Source organism: Lacihabitans sp. CS3-21, from assembly GCF_024343675.1.
In the GTDB taxonomy this organism is placed as follows: domain Bacteria; phylum Bacteroidota; class Bacteroidia; order Cytophagales; family Spirosomataceae; genus Leadbetterella.
This window is the reverse complement of the sequence record NZ_RJUD01000014.1, coordinates 49,341-66,909: the sequence shown is the minus strand read 5'-3', so window position 1 is coordinate 66,909 and position 17,569 is coordinate 49,341. Positions and strand designations below refer to the sequence as shown.

The 17,569-nt window shown below is 37.8% G+C and carries 10 protein-coding genes; 7 read left to right on the top strand and 3 right to left on the bottom strand.

Features of this window, described 5'->3' with window-relative positions; all coding sequences use genetic code 11:
* Window positions 1–310: 310 nt before the first annotated feature.
* Both EGI24_RS10210 and EGI24_RS10205 read right to left on the bottom strand, forming a co-directional pair.
* Window positions 311–2,122: a RagB/SusD family nutrient uptake outer membrane protein gene (locus EGI24_RS10210; protein WP_255048279.1), complete on the bottom strand. Its 1,812-nt coding sequence runs from the start codon at window positions 2,120–2,122 to the stop codon at window positions 311–313.
* Between the two features lie 14 nt (window positions 2,123–2,136).
* On the bottom strand, window positions 2,137–5,274 hold the full coding sequence (locus tag EGI24_RS10205; protein ID WP_255048278.1) for a TonB-dependent receptor: 3,138 nt from the start codon (window positions 5,272–5,274) through the stop codon (window positions 2,137–2,139).
* A gap of 318 nt (window positions 5,275–5,592) precedes the next feature.
* Here EGI24_RS10205 and EGI24_RS10200 point away from each other — a divergent pair, with 318 nt between their 5' ends.
* The 7 genes from EGI24_RS10200 (at window position 5,593) to EGI24_RS10170 (ending at window position 16,146) form a co-directional block, all read left to right on the top strand.
* The gene (locus EGI24_RS10200; RefSeq protein ID WP_255048277.1) at window positions 5,593–6,750 is read left to right on the top strand and encodes a substrate-binding domain-containing protein; all 1,158 of its coding nucleotides are present in this window, start codon (window positions 5,593–5,595) and stop codon (window positions 6,748–6,750) included.
* A 340-nt stretch (window positions 6,751–7,090) separates the two neighbouring features.
* Window positions 7,091–8,215, top strand: a complete 1,125-nt coding sequence (locus tag EGI24_RS10195; protein WP_255048276.1) for an endo-1,4-beta-xylanase — start codon at window positions 7,091–7,093, stop codon at window positions 8,213–8,215.
* Between the two features lie 4 nt (window positions 8,216–8,219).
* Entirely contained in the window at window positions 8,220–9,635 is a 1,416-nt protein-coding gene (locus tag EGI24_RS10190; protein ID WP_255048275.1) for an MFS transporter, read from the top strand.
* Between the two features lie 240 nt (window positions 9,636–9,875).
* Entirely contained in the window at window positions 9,876–10,910 is a 1,035-nt protein-coding gene (locus EGI24_RS10185) for a glycoside hydrolase family 43 protein (protein WP_255048274.1), read from the top strand.
* 22 nt (window positions 10,911–10,932) lie between these two features.
* Window positions 10,933–12,111 carry an endo-1,4-beta-xylanase gene (locus tag EGI24_RS10180; RefSeq protein ID WP_255048273.1) on the top strand — a complete coding sequence of 393 codons (1,179 nt, stop codon included), beginning with the start codon at window positions 10,933–10,935 and terminating at the stop codon, window positions 12,109–12,111.
* A 4-nt stretch (window positions 12,112–12,115) separates the two neighbouring features.
* Window positions 12,116–14,782, top strand: a complete 2,667-nt coding sequence (locus EGI24_RS10175; RefSeq protein WP_255048272.1) for a sialate O-acetylesterase — start codon at window positions 12,116–12,118, stop codon at window positions 14,780–14,782.
* On the top strand, window positions 14,779–16,146 hold the full coding sequence (locus EGI24_RS10170; protein ID WP_255048270.1) for an acetylxylan esterase: 1,368 nt from the start codon (window positions 14,779–14,781) through the stop codon (window positions 16,144–16,146). The genes EGI24_RS10175 and EGI24_RS10170 overlap by 4 nt, the downstream gene beginning before the upstream one ends.
* A 142-nt stretch (window positions 16,147–16,288) precedes the next feature.
* Here the strand turns inward: EGI24_RS10170 and EGI24_RS10165 are convergent, their stop codons facing one another.
* On the bottom strand, window positions 16,289–17,548 hold the full coding sequence (locus EGI24_RS10165; protein ID WP_255048269.1) for a YeiH family protein: 1,260 nt from the start codon (window positions 17,546–17,548) through the stop codon (window positions 16,289–16,291).
* Window positions 17,549–17,569 lie beyond the last annotated feature (21 nt).

Here is a 17,569-nt window from a genome sequence, read left to right as displayed (position 1 = left end):
AATCTAACTATTTAAAAGTGAATATGCATAACAAAAATGTGTCATTTTAACACATTTATTTTTAAAAAGAAACAATTTTGAATTTCTTATGAGAAAATTGTTCTTAATAAACAAAAGATAAATATACTAATAAAAGGTTTACTTTAAACTAATTTTCTATGCTTTTATTTATAATTATTATGAATATATCTGACTAAAATAATTGGTCGTATTAAAGTTTCCAAAGTAAAAAAAAATCTAACGTCCATCAAACGTGGACGTTAGACTGGCTTCATTCTATGTATTTCTCAAACTATTAGATTTTTGTAATTCAATAACCAGGGTTCTGTGGGAATTTTGGTCCTTCTACAGTTCTGTCAATTTGTGATTGCGGAATTGGACGTAATGCGTGAAAATCTTTTACATTTGCTGCAGCTTCTGTATTCCAGGCTTTCACTCGTCTCACGAGTGATTTTGTACGTACCAAGTCTTGGTATCTCATCCATTCTCCAAAAAGCTCACGGCTTCTTTCGTCAAGAATAAAATCAACAGTTACGTCATTTGCAGTAATTTTCATAGCCTCCGCAGCTGCTGTGTTTTGAGCTGCAGTGTTGGTTTTACGATAAGCCGCTCTTTGGCGTAAAACATTTAAAAGTTCTGCCGCTTTTACTTTGTCTCCCGCTTGTAGATACGCCTCCGCTCCTACTAAATACACTTCTGCAAAACGAGTTATAACCACAGGACGAGTAGACGGGTCATTGAAATTACTTCCACGGCTTGGATCCATAAATTTCTTAATTGCAGGATACAAATCGGCCTTCCAAAGGCTTGGAGGGGCTACAATTCCTTTGAATGGTCTGGAACCTACAAACTGGGGAGCACCTGGAACTTCGTAATCTGGTAGCCAAACAGAAGTATCAACTCCTATTTGCAACGTATAAGCAATACCTCGTTTGTTATTACTCGATGTTGCACTGTTATTCACAGTAGTGTTGGCGATATAAACTGAATAAAATGTATTGGCATAACGAGAATCTATGTCTCTTTTTACAAAAGCCTGGTCAAGAAAATAATTCTTTCCAACATTCTCACCCGAAGTTTGCTTCACACTATTAGGACGAATACGTTGATAGGGACGACCATAATATGAGTCACGAATCATGCCTGAAGTACCCGAATTTACCAAAACACCTGATGCATTTATAAAAGAATTGATACCGCTATTGTTGGGGTAGTTCCAATTCGTGAACCAAGGAGTCAAGTTTTGAGCAGCTCCACCACTTGCTCCACCACCCACACTATAATATCCAAATTTTGGATCACTAGAATGGTCACTGACAAACATAGTTTCTTTGCCATTGTCGTTTGCAGGCACAAAAGCATCACCGAAATCCTGCCACAAATCCAAGCCGTAAGCACCTTTGTTGGCTATAATATCAGTCGAAATTTTAGCTGCCTCAGCAAAATCTGCTTGAGAGTTGGTTAACCATCCACGAGTCAAATATGCTTTTGACAAGAAAAATAAAGCTGTAGATTTAGTAGCCGCTTTTCCCAGGAAGGGAGCTGTTGGTTTATCAGGCAATGCCGCTGCAGCCTCAGTCAAGTCCTGAATTATTAACTTATAAACCTCTGCTGCTGGGTCTCTTTTTGCACTTTGTGAGGGTACCGTGATAAATTCAGTATGCAAAGGAACATCACCCCATGTTTGTACTAAATAAAAATACCAAAATGCCCTTAGAAATTTTGCTTGAGCTAGGTATTGCTTCTTTGTTGCCTCAGGCATTTCTATGTTTTGACCAAATTTCAAAACACCATTTAGCGTATTGATACTTGTAAAAGATGTTGCCCAAGCTGATCCAAAATTGGTAGCATTCAAACCGTTAAAAGTGTGAACTGGTCCTCCACCGCTACTGGCACCTTGGATAAATTCATCTGTACCGGCTTGCATTTCAGATGAAAAGCCTTCGGTACCCCATTGGCCACGAATCTCATTGTATACACCAGCGATACCTCCAAGGACCCCAGCGGGACTATTGAAAAACGACGGTACAATTTGCGATTGCGGATGTTCTTCTAATACTTTCTCACAGCCTAAACTCAGAAATAAAGAACATGCGAGTATAGAAATTTTTATTTTTTTCATATTAATAGCAATAATTAAAATTTAAGATTTAAACCTAAAGTGAATTGACGTACCGGAGGATTGTTTAGGTTTACACTGATTACACGGTTGAAATTCCCCCCTTGAATCGTGTTACCATAACCATTTCCCTCAGGATCAACCGCCAAACCAGCTTTCACTAGTGGTGAATAAATAATAAATGGATTGGTAGCATTCAAATATAATCGGGCTGAACTCAAGCCTACTTTTGACAAAGACTTGTTGCTGATTGTATAGCCCAAGTTTATACTTCTCATTTTGATAAATGAGCCATCTTGATATTGCGTTGTCGATGTAAAATCTCTAACACCACCACCTGCATTTGGCTTCGGAAAAGCATTTGTTGGATTGTCGAGCGTCCAATAATCCATCATCAGCTGGTTAGAACGTCCCTGATTTAAGAATCCAAATCCAGAACCACCACCTGATGTTCCAGATAAATATGGCACCAATACTTTCATACCAATACGGGCATAAGTGACAGCCGAAAGGTCAAATCCTTTGAAGCTAATTCTATTGGTTATACCTCCCTCCCATTTAGGTTGAAAGTTTCCAATTATTTTACGGTCAGCAGCATCTATTTTACCATTTCCATCAACGTCTTCCACCCTTATTTCACCTGCAACTTGAACGGGGGATGTTTGTTTTGCTAATTCAGCATCTCCTGTTTGCCATATCCCAATTTTGTTGTAATCATAAATAACAGTAAGCGGATGACCAACAAACCAGAAGTTTCCTTTGTTGTCTAATTCTGAAGGAGTAGTTAACTGAGTTATTTTCTCACGGTTATAGAAATAAGTTGCATCTATGCTCCAGTTAAATCCATTTCTTTTTCTTAAAACATCAAAAGTTAAAGAAGACTCAAATCCTTTACCTTCAGTTCTTCCTAGGTTTTTAAGGGTCGATCCTGCACCATTGCTTTCAGGAAGGTTAACTGAAAGCAAGATATCTTTGGTTTTTTGTTTATAAATATCAAATGAACCTGTGATACGATTATTCAAAAATCCTACTTCTAAACCGATATCATATTGAGATGTTGACTGCCAACTTAAATCACTCGCCGGTAAGCTAGTAACTAAATAACCAAGCACTTGACCAGCAGCTGTCGGTCCAAAGTTGTAATATCTAGAAGACAAAGCACCTAGCGTAGAATATGCTCCTACGTTACGGTTTCCTGAAATACCCCAACCGCCTCTAACTTTCAAATTAGAAATAAAGCCCAAATCTTGCATGAATGATTCATCAATCACGTTCCAACTTGCACCTATTGCCGGATAGTTAAAGTATTTATTTCCATCTGACAAAGTTGAAGAACCGTCTCTACGAAAAGTAGCGGTAAGTGTGTATTTGCTATTGAAGGTATAATTTAAGCGAGCCATATACGACAACAAGCCAGTTTCTGAGAAAAAATTACCATTATTAGGGTTGGCTGTTACATTTCCAGAAGCCAAAGCAAAGTTGGCTGTTTTGATATAGTCAGCTGGCACACCTTTTACGTTGAAATTAGAACCTAAGCTATGATTCTTAGTAATTTCATAAAGAGCGGTTAAACCCAACTTATGTTTTTCAGCAAAGGTTTTGTCGTAGTACAACAAATGCTGTAAGTTAACATCCCAATATTCTGTGTTTGAAATATCCGCATTAGATACACTTTGTTCGGTTCCTGAATTTACAAAAGTATTGGGTGGACCATAACCGTTAAAATGAGATTGGCTAAAGTTAAGGCCGGCATTGAAACGATATTTCAGGCCATCCAAGATATTTACTTCGGCATAAAGGCTGTTGAAAGTTCTAATCGAACGATTGTTAGACAACAAATCGTCTCCGCGTGAAATTAATGTAAGTGGGCTAACTGCTTGGGCTTCTATAGTACCTTTCTTGGGGTTCAAATTCACCGTTCCATCTGTATTGTAGGGCGTAACTAAGGGAGAAAGACGAATAAGTTCTGTAGGTACACCGCCACCTGCAGGGTCATTGGTATGCGTCAAAGTGTTTATGGTATTCAAACCAACCTTCACTCTTTTACCAATTTTCTGATCTATAGTTGCTCTAATGCTCATACGATCAAAGTTTTGGTTGGGCATTATACCAGTTTCATTAAAGTAACCTATGCCCATACCATATTGTGTATTTTCTACACCGCCTTGTAAACCAAGCTGGTGGCTTGTATTGAAGCCTTGTCTGAAAAGTAAATCTTGCCAATCAGTTGATACTCCAGCCGCTAAATTGGTTCTTTCCTCCTCAGTCAATGGATAAGCCGTAGTACCAGCACCTTGAGTATTGTAGGCTGCTGATAAATCCTTGAACTTGGCATATTCTTCGCCATTCATGACATTGTATTTGCCCATCACGTTGGTTACTCCATGGTAGCCGTCATAACTCAAAACTGGTTTACCAATTTTACCTCTTTTGGTGGTTACCAAGATTACACCACCAGCTCCTCTTGAACCAAAAATAGCTGTGGCCGATGCGTCTTTTAGAATTTCTATGTTGGCTATATCATCGGGATTTATGTCATTCAAACCCCCATAAGGTATGCCATCTACTACTACAAGAGGGCCATCAAGACCATCTCCATTTCCAGTGGTCAAAGAGCGATTACCGCGAATTCTAATCGAACCTTGGCTTCCTGGAGTTGATCCGTTGCTTACGATAGAAACACCAGCAGCTCTACCTTTCAACGCATTTAGCATGTTGGGAGCTGGAACTTCTTTAATGGCTGACTCAGATATAGAAACCAGTGCACCCGTAATGTCTCTTTTCTTTTGGACACCGTAACCCACTACAATTATCTCATCTAATTGATTCCCTTTACCAACCACTAATGTAACATCAATAACGCTTTTAGCCCCTACTGAAACTTCTTGGGTTTCGAAGCCGATGAAACTAAAAACCAAAGCCTCGTTTGAAACAGCATCAATTTTATAATTTCCGTTGGCATCAGTTAAGGTACTTCTGAATGTTCCTTTTACTGTAACGGTTACGGATGGCAATAACTCATTATTGGATCCGTCAATCACTTTTCCGGAGATGGATTTCGTTTGTGCCAAGAGCGTAATCGGAAAAAGAAAGAGCATCAACCCTAACATTTTCCATGGATTCACCCTGGTCTTACTTAGGTAGTTTTTTGTCATTTTTGAATTTGGTTAAATATTGAAATAATACAACAAAATACATGACAAATGATTTTTTGACAGCTTGCCTTTTGATCATTCTGTGATATATTTGTTCAAATCTATATTCAATGATTTGGAATTTCCAATAAAAAGTGTCTATTTGACACGTATTTGAAAATGAATAGCTATCTACATCCTTTCCGCAATGGTTACCGATAGCTATCATCATTAATATTTATTTTAATAATCAAACTAAATATTGAAAAATTAAAATAAATGAGGAAAATTTAGTCTGAAGAAATGAAATAAAGTTTCTTGAAATAGTTCAATAACCATATGAAGAAGTGCATTAAATGTGATCATGTAGACGGCTTAAAGCGAGCAGGGTTTATACGAGGTAAACAAAGATACTATTGCAGACATTGTGCCATTCACTTTGTTTATCCTGACTCAGAAGCAAAAACCAAAAAGAACACCCATGCCACTATTCAAGATGTGGCGAAATATCTTGGTGTGTCCATTTCTACGGTTTCTAGGGCCTTAAACGATAAAACTGATATAAATCTCGAAACAAAAAAAGCGATACTTGAAGCCGCCAAAGAATTGGATTACCATCCAAATCTCTTGGCTAAAAGTCTACACGATGGGAAAACCAATATAATCGGGGTCATTCTTCCTGACGTGGTTCATCCCTTTTTTGCAAGAGTGTTGGCAGGAATTCAAAACATTGCGAGCAAGTCACAATACAATATTATTGTTTGCCATTCAGACGAAAAGAATGAAACTGAAATTAAGAATATTGAAAATCTCATTTCATTCAAAGTTGATGGTATTCTGATGAGTCATACCAAAAATATGATAGATTCAAATCATGTTAAAAACGCCATAAAAAAAGGAATACCTGTCGTCCAGTTTGATAGAGTATTTGACGAGCTGGATATTCCAAAAGTCGTAAGCCAAGACGTAAAAGGTAGTTTTGATTTGGTGGAACATTTGCTTAACCAAGGCTGTCGCAAAATTGCCATTATGTTGGGACCTAAAGATTTGGATATTTCTAACCAAAGATTAAAAGGTTACTTGGCGGCTCTTCAACACTTTGGTATGGAAATAAATCCAGAATATATCGTTTATTCTGACATTTCGGAAAATGACAGCAAAGAAGCCTTTAATTATTTCATCAATTTAGAAAATCCACCTGATGCTATTTTTACAGTATTTTATAGCCACTCAATAGAGATGATGTCCATCGCAAAATCGGCAGGAATAAAAATTCCTGAAGCATTGGCTTTTGTGTCTTATGGTGACGATTCCCTTGTCGAGTTTTTTGAGCCCTCCCTTACAGTTTTTAATCAATTTCCGATTTCAATGGGCGAAACTTCTATGAATATTTTATTGGATATTATAAAATTTAAGACAGAATTATCAGCGAAAACACACGTGTTGGACGGTAAATTAATCATTAGAAATTCTTCGCTGAGAAAATCTTCTAATTGAATTTCAAAAAGCCTATTTGATAATTGAACTTGAATCATTCATTATTTCAGTTCGGCTTTGATTTCTAAAAGGCATAAAATATATCTTTTTTTTAAAAATTTGATTAGTGCATTCATTATATCGAGATTTAATAATTCATTCAGAAAAGTTATAATTTTTTAATATTTTACTTATAATAAGACATTTATGAAATTATTAGTAATATCAGTTTATGAAATATTAAAAAAAACTAATAATAATTTATGTAAAAATATAATTATTCAAACATTAAGTGTTAATTTGACGCTTATTTTCTGAACAAGAAAAAAATCCTTATTTATTAACCTTTGATAATTAAACAATGAAACCTTCAAATTTCAAATACCAACTGCTATTCATTTGTTCGATTGGCCTATTTTCTGCAACTTTTGCTCAAAATCAGCCCACTTCACTTAAAGAAGCATTTAAGAATGATTTTCTTGTTGGTACGGCTCTTGGAGCTGAGCATATTCTCGAAAAAGATGCCAAAGCCAATCAGCTTATTAAAAAAGAATTTAACGCCATTACACCCGAAAATCACATGAAATCGATGAACATTCATCCTGAGTGGAACAAATACGATTTCTATTTGGGAGATAAATTTGTTGAATATGGACAGAAAAACAATATGTATGTGGTAGGTCATACGCTTGTTTGGCATTCACAATTGCCTCGTTTTGTTGGAAAAATAAAGTCCGCAGATTCGTTGAAACTGTTTATGACGGATCATATAAACACTGTGGCGGGTAGATATGCGGGAAAAATTAACAGTTGGGATGTGGTAAATGAAGCCATTGAAGACGATGGTACTTTTCGTAAGTCTATTTTTTACAATTTATTGGGTGAAGACTTTATCAAAATGGCCTTTGATTTAGCGGCAAAAGCAGACCCGAAAGCGGAATTATATTATAATGATTACAACAACGAACAACCTGCAAAACGCAAGGCAACTATAGAAATGATCAAAAAATTGAAAGCATCAGGCACAAAAATAGACGGTGTGGGGATTCAGGGGCATTGGAGCATCAACAGTTTGAACACTAAAAATATTGAAGATGCGATTATAGAATACGCTGCTTTGGGTTTAAAAGTAGCTTTTACAGAGCTGGATCTTACTGTTTTGCCAAATCCATGGGACTTAAAGGGAGCAGATGTCAATCAAAATTTCGAGAATAGTCCGAAAATGAATCCTTATCCAAAAGAATTGCCTGATTCGGTTCAAACTACTTTGGCTCAAAAATATGAGGAGCTTTTTAAAGTCTTCTTAAAACATCAAGACAAAATTGACAGAATTACTTTTTGGGGAGTGGCTGACAATCATTCTTGGTTAAATGGCTGGCCAGTTAGAGGCCGCACCAACTATCCTTTGCTTTTTGATCGAAATTTTGAACCTAAAAAAGCTTATAATTCTGTAATGAACCTCAAAAAAAACAACCCAAACCTATAAAAAAATGACACAAGAATCTCAGAAACTCTCGGTATTAGAAAAAGTTGGCTACAGTCTAGGTGACTTAGCAGCCAATTTGGTATTCCAAACTTTGGTAACCTACCTGGCCTATTTCTACACGGACATTTATGGATTGAAAACTGAAGATGCTACATTGGTCACACTTTTTGTGGGACTATTTGCTGCGTTCGTGTTTAATCCAGTAATGGGTGCCATTGCCGATAGAACCAGCACCCGTTGGGGCAAATTCCGCCCATGGATTTTATGGACAGCCGTTCCGTTGGGTGTTACCGCATTATTGGCATTCAGCACGCCCAATTTCGAATATCAGGGCAAGGTTATATACGCAGTAATTACTTATAGTTTGTTGCTTTTGCTTTACGCTGCAAACAATTTGCCTTATTCGGCTTTAAGTGGCGTGATTACGGGCGATATGGCGGAGAGAAATAGTATGTCGGCTTATCGATTTGTGGCGGTGATGTTTTCGCAGTTTTTTGTGCAAGTTTTTATGTACAACCTTATCCTGAAAGCTGGTGATGGTGATAAAGCGGTAGGTATAGAAAAAGTAATGACCATTTTGGCCATTGTGGGCACATTGATGCTTTTGGTAACTTTTTTTACCACCAAAGAGCGTATCGTACCAAAACCCGAGCAAAAGTCCTCTTTAAAAGAAGACCTAGGAGATTTGTTCAAAAACATTCCTTGGATCATTATGTTGGTCACAACCACTTTAGTATTTGTTACTTTGGCCATGAAAGGCGGTTCTTATGTTTACTATTTTGAAAATTATGTAGATAAGGCTCAATTAACCACATTTTTGGAGCCTATGAAAAGCTTTCTTCCAGCCTTCGAAAACGACATTTCTATGGGACTTGGCGTCTTCAATGGCGGTGGAATTTTAATCGGTTTGATAGGAATTATGCTTTCGAAAAAGTTTGCCGATAAGTACGGAAAAAGAAATGTATTTGGAGCATCATTGTTTGTTTCCACTTTATTTATCATTTTCTTTTACTTCTTTCCTCCACAGTCGGTTGGATTGATGTTCGGTTCGCAGATTTTACACATGTTTTTTTATGGTATAAGCACTCCGATACTTTGGACCATGATTGCCGACGTAGCGGATTATTCTGAATGGAAAAACAATCGAAGAGCCACAGCCATTATTTTCTCAGCGATGATGGTGGGCTTAAAAGGAGGCTTGAGCATAGGTAGTTCTTTGTTAACCATGATTTTAGGGTTATTCAATTACCAAGCAAATTTAGAGGTGGCACAATCGGCGGAGACCATAAACGGGATAAAATTACTCGTAAGTATATTTCCTGCTATTCCGTTTTTGATAGCCTGCGGCTTGTTATTTTTCTATGAAATAAATAAGAAAATGGAATTGAAAATTGAATCGGATTTGAAGGAAAGGCGATGATGATTATTGGTTATTAGTTATTAGTTATTAGTTATTAGTTATTAGTTATTTGGGACTTACTTTAATGTTATTTGTCTCCTCTATGAATACACAATATTAGAGCTAATAACCCTTAAAATATCTTCACATTCTAAATTTCAATTAACCAATATACCAGTAACCAATTAACCAGTACACCAGTAACCAATTAACCAGTACACCATTAACCAATAAACAAGTAACCAATACAAAAGAAAAAAAATGCCAGAAGATAGTATAGAACATATTGATTTTGAAGATTTGAACAAGCGAGCTATTTCAAAGCCACTTGTAAAACACATTTACACCGCAGATCCATCAGCACATGTTTTTGATGGAAAGATTTATATTTATCCATCGCACGATGTTGACGCTGGCGAAGCCTTCGACGACCTGGGAAGCCATTTTGCCATGGAAGATTACCACGTAATTTCGATGGATTCGATTGATAGTGAAGCTTTTGACAATGGCGTAGCTTTGCATGTAAATGATGTACCATGGGCAGACAAACAAATGTGGGCCCCAGATGCCAACGAAAAAGATGGCAAATACTATTTGTTTTTCCCTGCAAAAGGCCATGATGGAATTTTCAAAATTGGTGTTGCGGTTGGAGATTCGCCAGTTGGGCCTTTCATTGCTCAACCTGAACCCATCAAAGGAAGTTTTTCGATTGACCCAGCTGTTTTCAAAGACGACGACGGTGATTATTATATGTATTTTGGTGGAATATGGGGTGGACAATTGCAACGTTGGAGAGAAGGAAAATTTAATGCAGACTCCCCTGAAAGTCCTGTGGCTCATTTACCCGCTGACAACAAACCAGCACTTTGTCCAAAGATTGCGAAAATGACAGACGACCTATTGGAGTTTGCTCACGAAGCCAAAGACGTTTTGATTTTGGATGAAAACGGTCAACCGCTTTTGAATGGTGACAATCAAAGAAGATTTTTTGAAGCAGCATGGATGCATAAATACAATGGAAAATATTATTTCTCTTACTCAACTGGAGATACGCATTTCATATGTTACGCCATTGGCGATAATCCTTACGGGCCCTTTACGTATGCTGGAAGAATTCTTGAACCCGTAGTGGGCTGGACTTCCCACCATTCTATTTGTGAAGTAGCTGGCAAATGGTATTTGTTTTATCACGATTCTAGTCTTTCTGAAGGGGTAACACATTTGAGAAGTGTGAAAGTGGCGGAGATAACCTATGATTCAGATGGGAAGATTAATACTTTGGTGCCGTATAAATAACTGAAATAATAGAAAAAAACTTATGAAAATTCAAGAAAAATTAGGTTCATCCTTTACTCTAAGCAAACTATTTTTCTGCTCGCTTTCTTTTTGTTTAGTACTTAAAACTAATCAATTATTTGCCCAAACTACCCTGAAAGAAGTCTATAAAGATGCATTCAAAATGGGCGTTGCTGTCAATGATCAGATAGTTTCTGGGAAAGATAAAGCCTCGCAAGATATTGTGGTAAAACAGTTTAACACCATTACCCTCGAAAACTCGATGAAAGCGGCTTTGATAAATCCTCAACCTGGGGTTTTTAATTTTGAGCCCGGTGATGCTTTTATCGATTTTGGAAAGAAAAATAACATGTTCATCATCGGGCATACTTTGGCTTGGCACAATCAAACGCCTGATTGGTTTTTTCAAGATGAAAACGGAAAGCCCAAATCAAAAGAAGAAGTTGCTCAACGTTTACATGACCACATCAAGGCCATAGCGGGGCATTTTGCTGGAAAAGTGAACGCGTGGGATGTGGTAAATGAGGTAATTGACGATGACGGAAATTATCGCCAAACTAAATGGGTGAAAGGAATCGGTAGTGGCGATGAATTTGTAAAATTGGCATTTAAATATACGGCCCAATATGCCCCGAATACAGAATTGTACTACAACGATTTCAATGCTTGGCGACCAACCAAACGTGACGGAATTGTAAGAATGGTAAAAATGCTTCAAGCAGCAGGAATTAAAATAGATGGTATCGGAATTCAAGGGCATTGGGGATTAAATTACCCAAAAACTGAATACATCGAACAAGCCATTGATGCTTACGCCGCATTGGGCGTGAAAGTGATGATTACTGAACTCGACGTGGATGTTTTGCCGCTAACCAAAGAGGGGCAAATCATCGGGCAAGGAATGGGTGAAAAGCAATTTCAAAATGAAGAGTTCAAAACTTTCTTAGATCCTTATCAAAAAGGTTTACCAGCCGATGTTGAAAAAGCATTGGCCGATAGATATGCTCATTTTTTTGAGATTTTTTACAAAAGAAAAGACAAAATTGACCGAGTTACACTTTGGGGTGTGCATGATGGCATGAATTGGAAAAACGATTATCCTGTGCCCAATCGTACCAATTATCCACTTCTTTGGGATAGAAACAAAAAAGCCAAACCCGCTTTCAATGCTGTTTTACAAATACCTAAAAAGCTAAAATAAGCCAATGAAATCTCGTTTTTTACTATTATTTGCCTTAGGAATTTCTGTTTTCTCTGAAGTGAAATCACAAATCAGATTACCAAAACTGATTTCTGACAACATGGTTTTGCAACGTGACGCACCCATTAAAATTTGGGGATGGGCAAGTCCGAAAGAAAAAATCAGTTTAGTTCTGAACAAGAAAACTTATAAAACAACGACTTCAGAATCAGGAAAGTGGGAGTTGATTCTGCCTTCTCAGCCTTCAGGAACTGGTGTAGAAATAGTGTTAAAAGGCAAAAACGAGATAAAAATCAACAATGTGGCCTTTGGAGATGTGTACTTTTGTTCGGGTCAGAGCAATATGGTACATCAGATGGAGCTGCACCATGTACTATATGCCAAAGACATTGCAGAAGCCAATAATTCCAACATTCGACAGTTTTGGATACCCACAAGTACCAGTTTAAGTGAACGAAAAGACGATTACTTAAATGCCAGTTGGAAAGTCTGTAATCCTGAAAATGTTCGTCAGTTTTCGGCCGTAGCATATTTTTTTGCTAAAAATATAGTTGAAAAACATCAAGTACCTATTGGCATCATCAACGCCAGTGTAGGCGGAACACCCATAGAAGCTTGGACGAGTGAGGATGGTTTAAAAGACTTTTCGAAATTAACAGAAACTATACAAAAAAATAAAGATACCGCTTTCGTAAATTCGTTTTCGAGAATAAAAAGACCTCTAACAATTTCAAATGACAAAGGTGAATTAGAATCACCCAAATGGTTTGAATCCACCTATCAGCCCAAAGGATGGAAACCGATAACCGTTCCTGGATTTTGGGAAGACCAAGGAATAAAAGATTTAGATGGGGTAGTTTGGTATAGAAAAGACATAAATCTGCCTGCTTCTATGCTAAATAAGCCCTCAAAAGTATTTTTAGGCAGAATTGTGGATGCCGACGCCATTTATATCAATGGAAAAAAAATTGGGCAAACTGGCTATATGTATCCGCAAAGGCGGTATCCAATACCGAATGACTTACTTATGGCAGGAAAAAACACCATCGTAGTAAAAGTGACCAATAATGGTGGTAAAGGCGGCTTTGTACCTGATAAACCTTATAGTTTGATTGCTGGAAACGACACTTTAGATTTGAGCGGAACATGGCAATATAAAGTAGGCGAGGCTTTTTCACCTTCAGGTGGATTTTTCCCCAGTTTTTCTGCCCAAAATCAGCCGACTTCATTGTTTAATGCGATGGCAGCACCCGCTGCCCAATACACCATTAAAGGTTTTCTTTGGTATCAGGGAGAAAGTAATGCTGGACGACCACTAGAATATGCAGATCTGCAAAAAGCCCAAATAGTTGACTGGAGAAAGCAATGGAACCAAGGTGAATTACCTTTTTTGTTTGTACAATTGCCCAAATTCATGGATGCCAACTATTTGCCATCAGAAAGTCAATGGGCCGCACTGCGTGAAGCTCAGTTAAAAGCCTCAACCATGCCCAATGCGGCCATGGCAGTTGGAATAGACCTTGGCGAATGGAACGACATTCACCCCGACAACAAAAAAGACGTGGGCGATAGATTGGCCTTACTGGCCAGAAAACTTATCTATAAAGAAGATTTAGTGGCCTCAGGTCCTATTTTCAATTCTGCTAAAATTGAGGGGGATAAAATAATCCTGTGTTTTGATCATATTGGAAGTGGCCTTAAAAGCAAAGATGGTGAGGCTTTAAGAGAATTTGCAATAGCGGGGCCTGATAAAAAATTCGTTTGGGCAAATGCCGAAATCAAAGGAAATCAGGTAGTTGTTTCAAATCCACAAATAACAAAACCCTTGTATGTAAGATATGCTTGGGCCGACAATCCTGATGTAAACTTTTACAATTCTGAAGGATTGCCAGCCTCTCCTTTTCGAACTGATGGCCAAGATATGGACCCAGCAAAGCCTTGGATGGGTAAAAAAACGGCTGTGGTGCTAACTTATGACGACGCCCTAAATGTCCATTTGGACAATGTAATTCCCGCCTTAGATTCATTGAGTTTGAAAGGGACATTCTACCTGACTTCGTCTTCGGATGCATCAAGAAATCGAATAAATGATTGGAGAAAGGCAGCGTTGAATGGACATGAACTAGGAAACCATACCGTTCATCATCCTTGTGATGCTAGCGGGCCTGGTATGTCATGGGTAAAACCTGAGTATGATTTAAGTAAATATTCTATGGCTCAGATTCAATCAGAAATCAAAATGTGCAATGCCTTTTTGAAAGCCATAGACGATAAAAGCAAACGCACTTTTGCATTCACCTGTGGACATAAAAAAATAGCAGAGGGTGAATTTATTCAAACTCTTTCCGACGAATTTATAGCTGCACGAGCCGTAAGACACGAAATGCACAGTATTGAAGAGCAAAAACTGATGGACATTGATTGCTACAGTATGGAAAACAAAACGGGTGATGAAATGATAGCTCTCGTAAAGCAAGCCAAAGAATCTGGCAAACTTTTGGTGTTTTTGTTCCATGGTGTGGGTGGCGAACATGGATTAAATGTAAGCAAAGAAGCTCATAGCCAGCTGCTTCATTATCTAAAAGACAATGAAAAAGACATTTACATCGATACGATGTTGAATGTGGCGGAGCACATATTAGAACTAAATAATTCAACCCAAAGGAAATGAAATCATTTAAGATTTTAATTGTTTTGTTCATTTTTAATACTACCTCTTCTATTGCCCAATTTGGACTTACCCCAGCACAAAGGGATAGTATAAATAAACTTACAGAGGCCGATTACAACAATATGTTGGGTCAATTGTCAATTAACCGTTCTCAAGTCAGAAGAGGGCCATCAGGAAATCCAAAGGATGCCAATGCTGCCAACAGCTCTGAGGATAAAGTGAATAAGTACACTTTGCCCGACCCACTGGTGCTAAAAAATGGAAAAAAAGTAAAGTCAGTCAATGATTGGAATCAACTACGTAGACCCGAAATTGTGGCTGGTTTTGAAAATGAAATCTATGGAAAACTTCCTGCGAATATACCAGTAGTAAAATGGCAAGTAATTTCTATAAAAGATACAACGGTTGGCAATCAATCCATAAAAGAAAAACTATTAAAAGGGATTGTGGATAATTCAGCATATCCAGCCATCAAGGTGGAAATAAATTTACTCATAGCCACTCCCTCAAATAGTAAAAAGTCTGTTCCCATAGTTTTAGAATTTGGTTTTATAAAAAATCCATTTAATCCGAGCCCAATAAAAGCGATCGGCTTGGGTTCGGCTGGAGAACCCACTTGGCAAGAGCAGGTAATCACCAAAGGCTGGGGATATGCCATTATAGAGGCGTCTAGCATTCAGGCAGACAACGGAGCTGGCCTTACCAGAGGAATTATTGGATTAGTAAACAAAGGAAATTATCGAAAATCTGATGATTGGGGAGCATTAAGAGCATGGGCTTGGGGTGCCAGTAGAGCCATCGATTATTTTGAAACCGATAATGACATAGATACGAAACGCGTAGCAATAGAAGGACTTTCACGTTATGGAAAAGCTGCAGTAGTAGCCATGGCTTTTGAACCCAGAATTTCGATTGGATTCATTGGATCATCAGGGGCTGGCGGTGTAAAAATACTCAGAAGAGTTTTTGGTGAACAAGTAGAAAACCTTGCTGGATCTGGCGAATACCATTGGTTTTCTGGTAGTTTCATAAAATATACAAGTCTACTTACTCCTGATGATTTGCCTGTAGACGCTCATCAATTGGTGGCTTTGTGTGCTCCTCGACCGATATTCATCAGTGCGGGCTCTCCGCAGGTTGAAGGTAACTGGATAGATGCAAAAGGCATGTTTATTGGTGCTGCTCAAGCAGGTTCTGTTTATCGACTGTTTGGCAAAAAAGACTTGGGAACCACCGATTTTCCTCCGATGGGCACTCCACTTATAGATGGTGAAATAGCTTATAGACAACATGCTGGTGGCCACAGCACTGGCCCCAATTGGAGTATATGGATTGCTTGGGCGAGTAAATATTGGGGCGATTGAAATTTGTTTTTTTTAAAATTGATAAATGTATAATTTGATCTCAAGTAATAAAAAAGCTTGTTCCTTTTAGCAGAACAAGCCTTTTGATTCATTAAACTACTTTATTTTCAGTTATTAAAAAAGCTTTATGAATGCTTATCAATTATTTAAACAAAAAGTAAGCAATAATAAGTGTAACAAAAACATTAAACAATTGGGCTATTAAGAATGCATAAAGTGGTTTTTTGCCTTCATTGTTAAATAAATCAGAAAACTTGGTTTCGAGTCCGATACTCGTAAAGGCTAAAGCAAACCAAAGTCCTTGAAGAGATTTCAAACCACCTTTTACTGCATCTATTTTTTCAGAGGAAATAAAAAAGGAAAATAAGACTGATGCGGCTATAAACCCGATAACAAACTTCGGAAAACGCTCCCAAATAACGCCCAATGTAGGTTTTGTTTCTTTAACGGTTGCCGATTGGTTGTTGGTGTATGTCCAATATACAGAGATTGCAAAGGCTGCCAATCCAAGTAACACATTTTGAGAAAATTTCACAATGGTGCTGATTTTTAATGCCTCCTCACCTATCATCGTTCCTGAGGCTATTACTGCACCTGTAGTATCGATAGTTCCGCCTAACCATGCACCAGTAACCGTCTCTGACAATCCCATTAATTTTGCCAAAAAAGGCATAAATATTATCATAGGAATGGCCGTTATCAAAACCAGTGAAATCACGTAGGAAAGCTTTTTTGAGTCGCCTTTGATAGCCCCAGAGGTGGCAATGGCTGCAGAAACACCACAAATAGAAACCGCACTGGATATCATGATGGCCATTTCTTCGTCTATGCCCATTTTTTTAGAAACCCAAAAAGCAAAATACCATACTGAAACAACCACAAGCAATGCCTGAACTAATCCAAGAGATCCTGCTTTGAGAATATCTCCAAAAATAACACCAGTACCCAGTAAAACTAAACCGATTTTTACGTACAATTCAGTGTTTAAGGCCTTACTGAGCCATTGGGGAACTTCTAAGAAATTTCGAATAAGCAAGCCAATAGCCAAACTAAAGATGACAGCTTCTAAATTCCAGTTTTTAAGGAAGGTATTTCCTGCCAAAATGAGTGCAAATAGCGTTAAAAGAAAAACAACGGGAAAACCTTTCAGTGTATCCGAAAAACCTTTCCCGAGTACCTTAGCGGCCAATAATGCTGACAAATAAACAACAAGGAAGATTGAGCCAATTTTGATTAAATTATCAACGGTCAAGACTTTTTCCAATAATTGAGAACTATTTTCCCAACCGAAAGCGGGGGTCGGAATTTTAAAACCAATCAAGGTCAAAATGATAATCAAAAATCCAAAAACCACCACCGTCCAGTCTTCGGTTAGTAGTGCTTTTTCTTTGTTAGGGTTCATAAATTTATATTTGTTAGGGTT

What these genes read in the sequence shown, in the direction of transcription:
- EGI24_RS10200 (WP_255048277.1), top strand. Translation starts at nt 5,593, where the DNA reads ATGAAGAAGTGCATTAAATGTGATCATGTAGACGGCTTAAAGCGAGCA.
- EGI24_RS10185 (WP_255048274.1), top strand. Translation starts at nt 9,876, where the DNA reads ATGCCAGAAGATAGTATAGAACATATTGATTTTGAAGATTTGAACAAG.
- EGI24_RS10180 (WP_255048273.1), top strand. Translation starts at nt 10,933, where the DNA reads ATGAAAATTCAAGAAAAATTAGGTTCATCCTTTACTCTAAGCAAACTA.
- EGI24_RS10165 (WP_255048269.1), bottom strand. Translation starts at nt 17,548, where the DNA reads ATGAACCCTAACAAAGAAAAAGCACTACTAACCGAAGACTGGACGGTG.
- EGI24_RS10205 (WP_255048278.1), bottom strand. Translation starts at nt 5,274, where the DNA reads ATGACAAAAAACTACCTAAGTAAGACCAGGGTGAATCCATGGAAAATG.
- EGI24_RS10210 (WP_255048279.1), bottom strand. Translation starts at nt 2,122, where the DNA reads ATGAAAAAAATAAAAATTTCTATACTCGCATGTTCTTTATTTCTGAGT.
- EGI24_RS10195 (WP_255048276.1), top strand. Translation starts at nt 7,091, where the DNA reads ATGAAACCTTCAAATTTCAAATACCAACTGCTATTCATTTGTTCGATT.
- EGI24_RS10170 (WP_255048270.1), top strand. Translation starts at nt 14,779, where the DNA reads ATGAAATCATTTAAGATTTTAATTGTTTTGTTCATTTTTAATACTACC.
- EGI24_RS10190 (WP_255048275.1), top strand. Translation starts at nt 8,220, where the DNA reads ATGACACAAGAATCTCAGAAACTCTCGGTATTAGAAAAAGTTGGCTAC.
- EGI24_RS10175 (WP_255048272.1), top strand. Translation starts at nt 12,116, where the DNA reads ATGAAATCTCGTTTTTTACTATTATTTGCCTTAGGAATTTCTGTTTTC.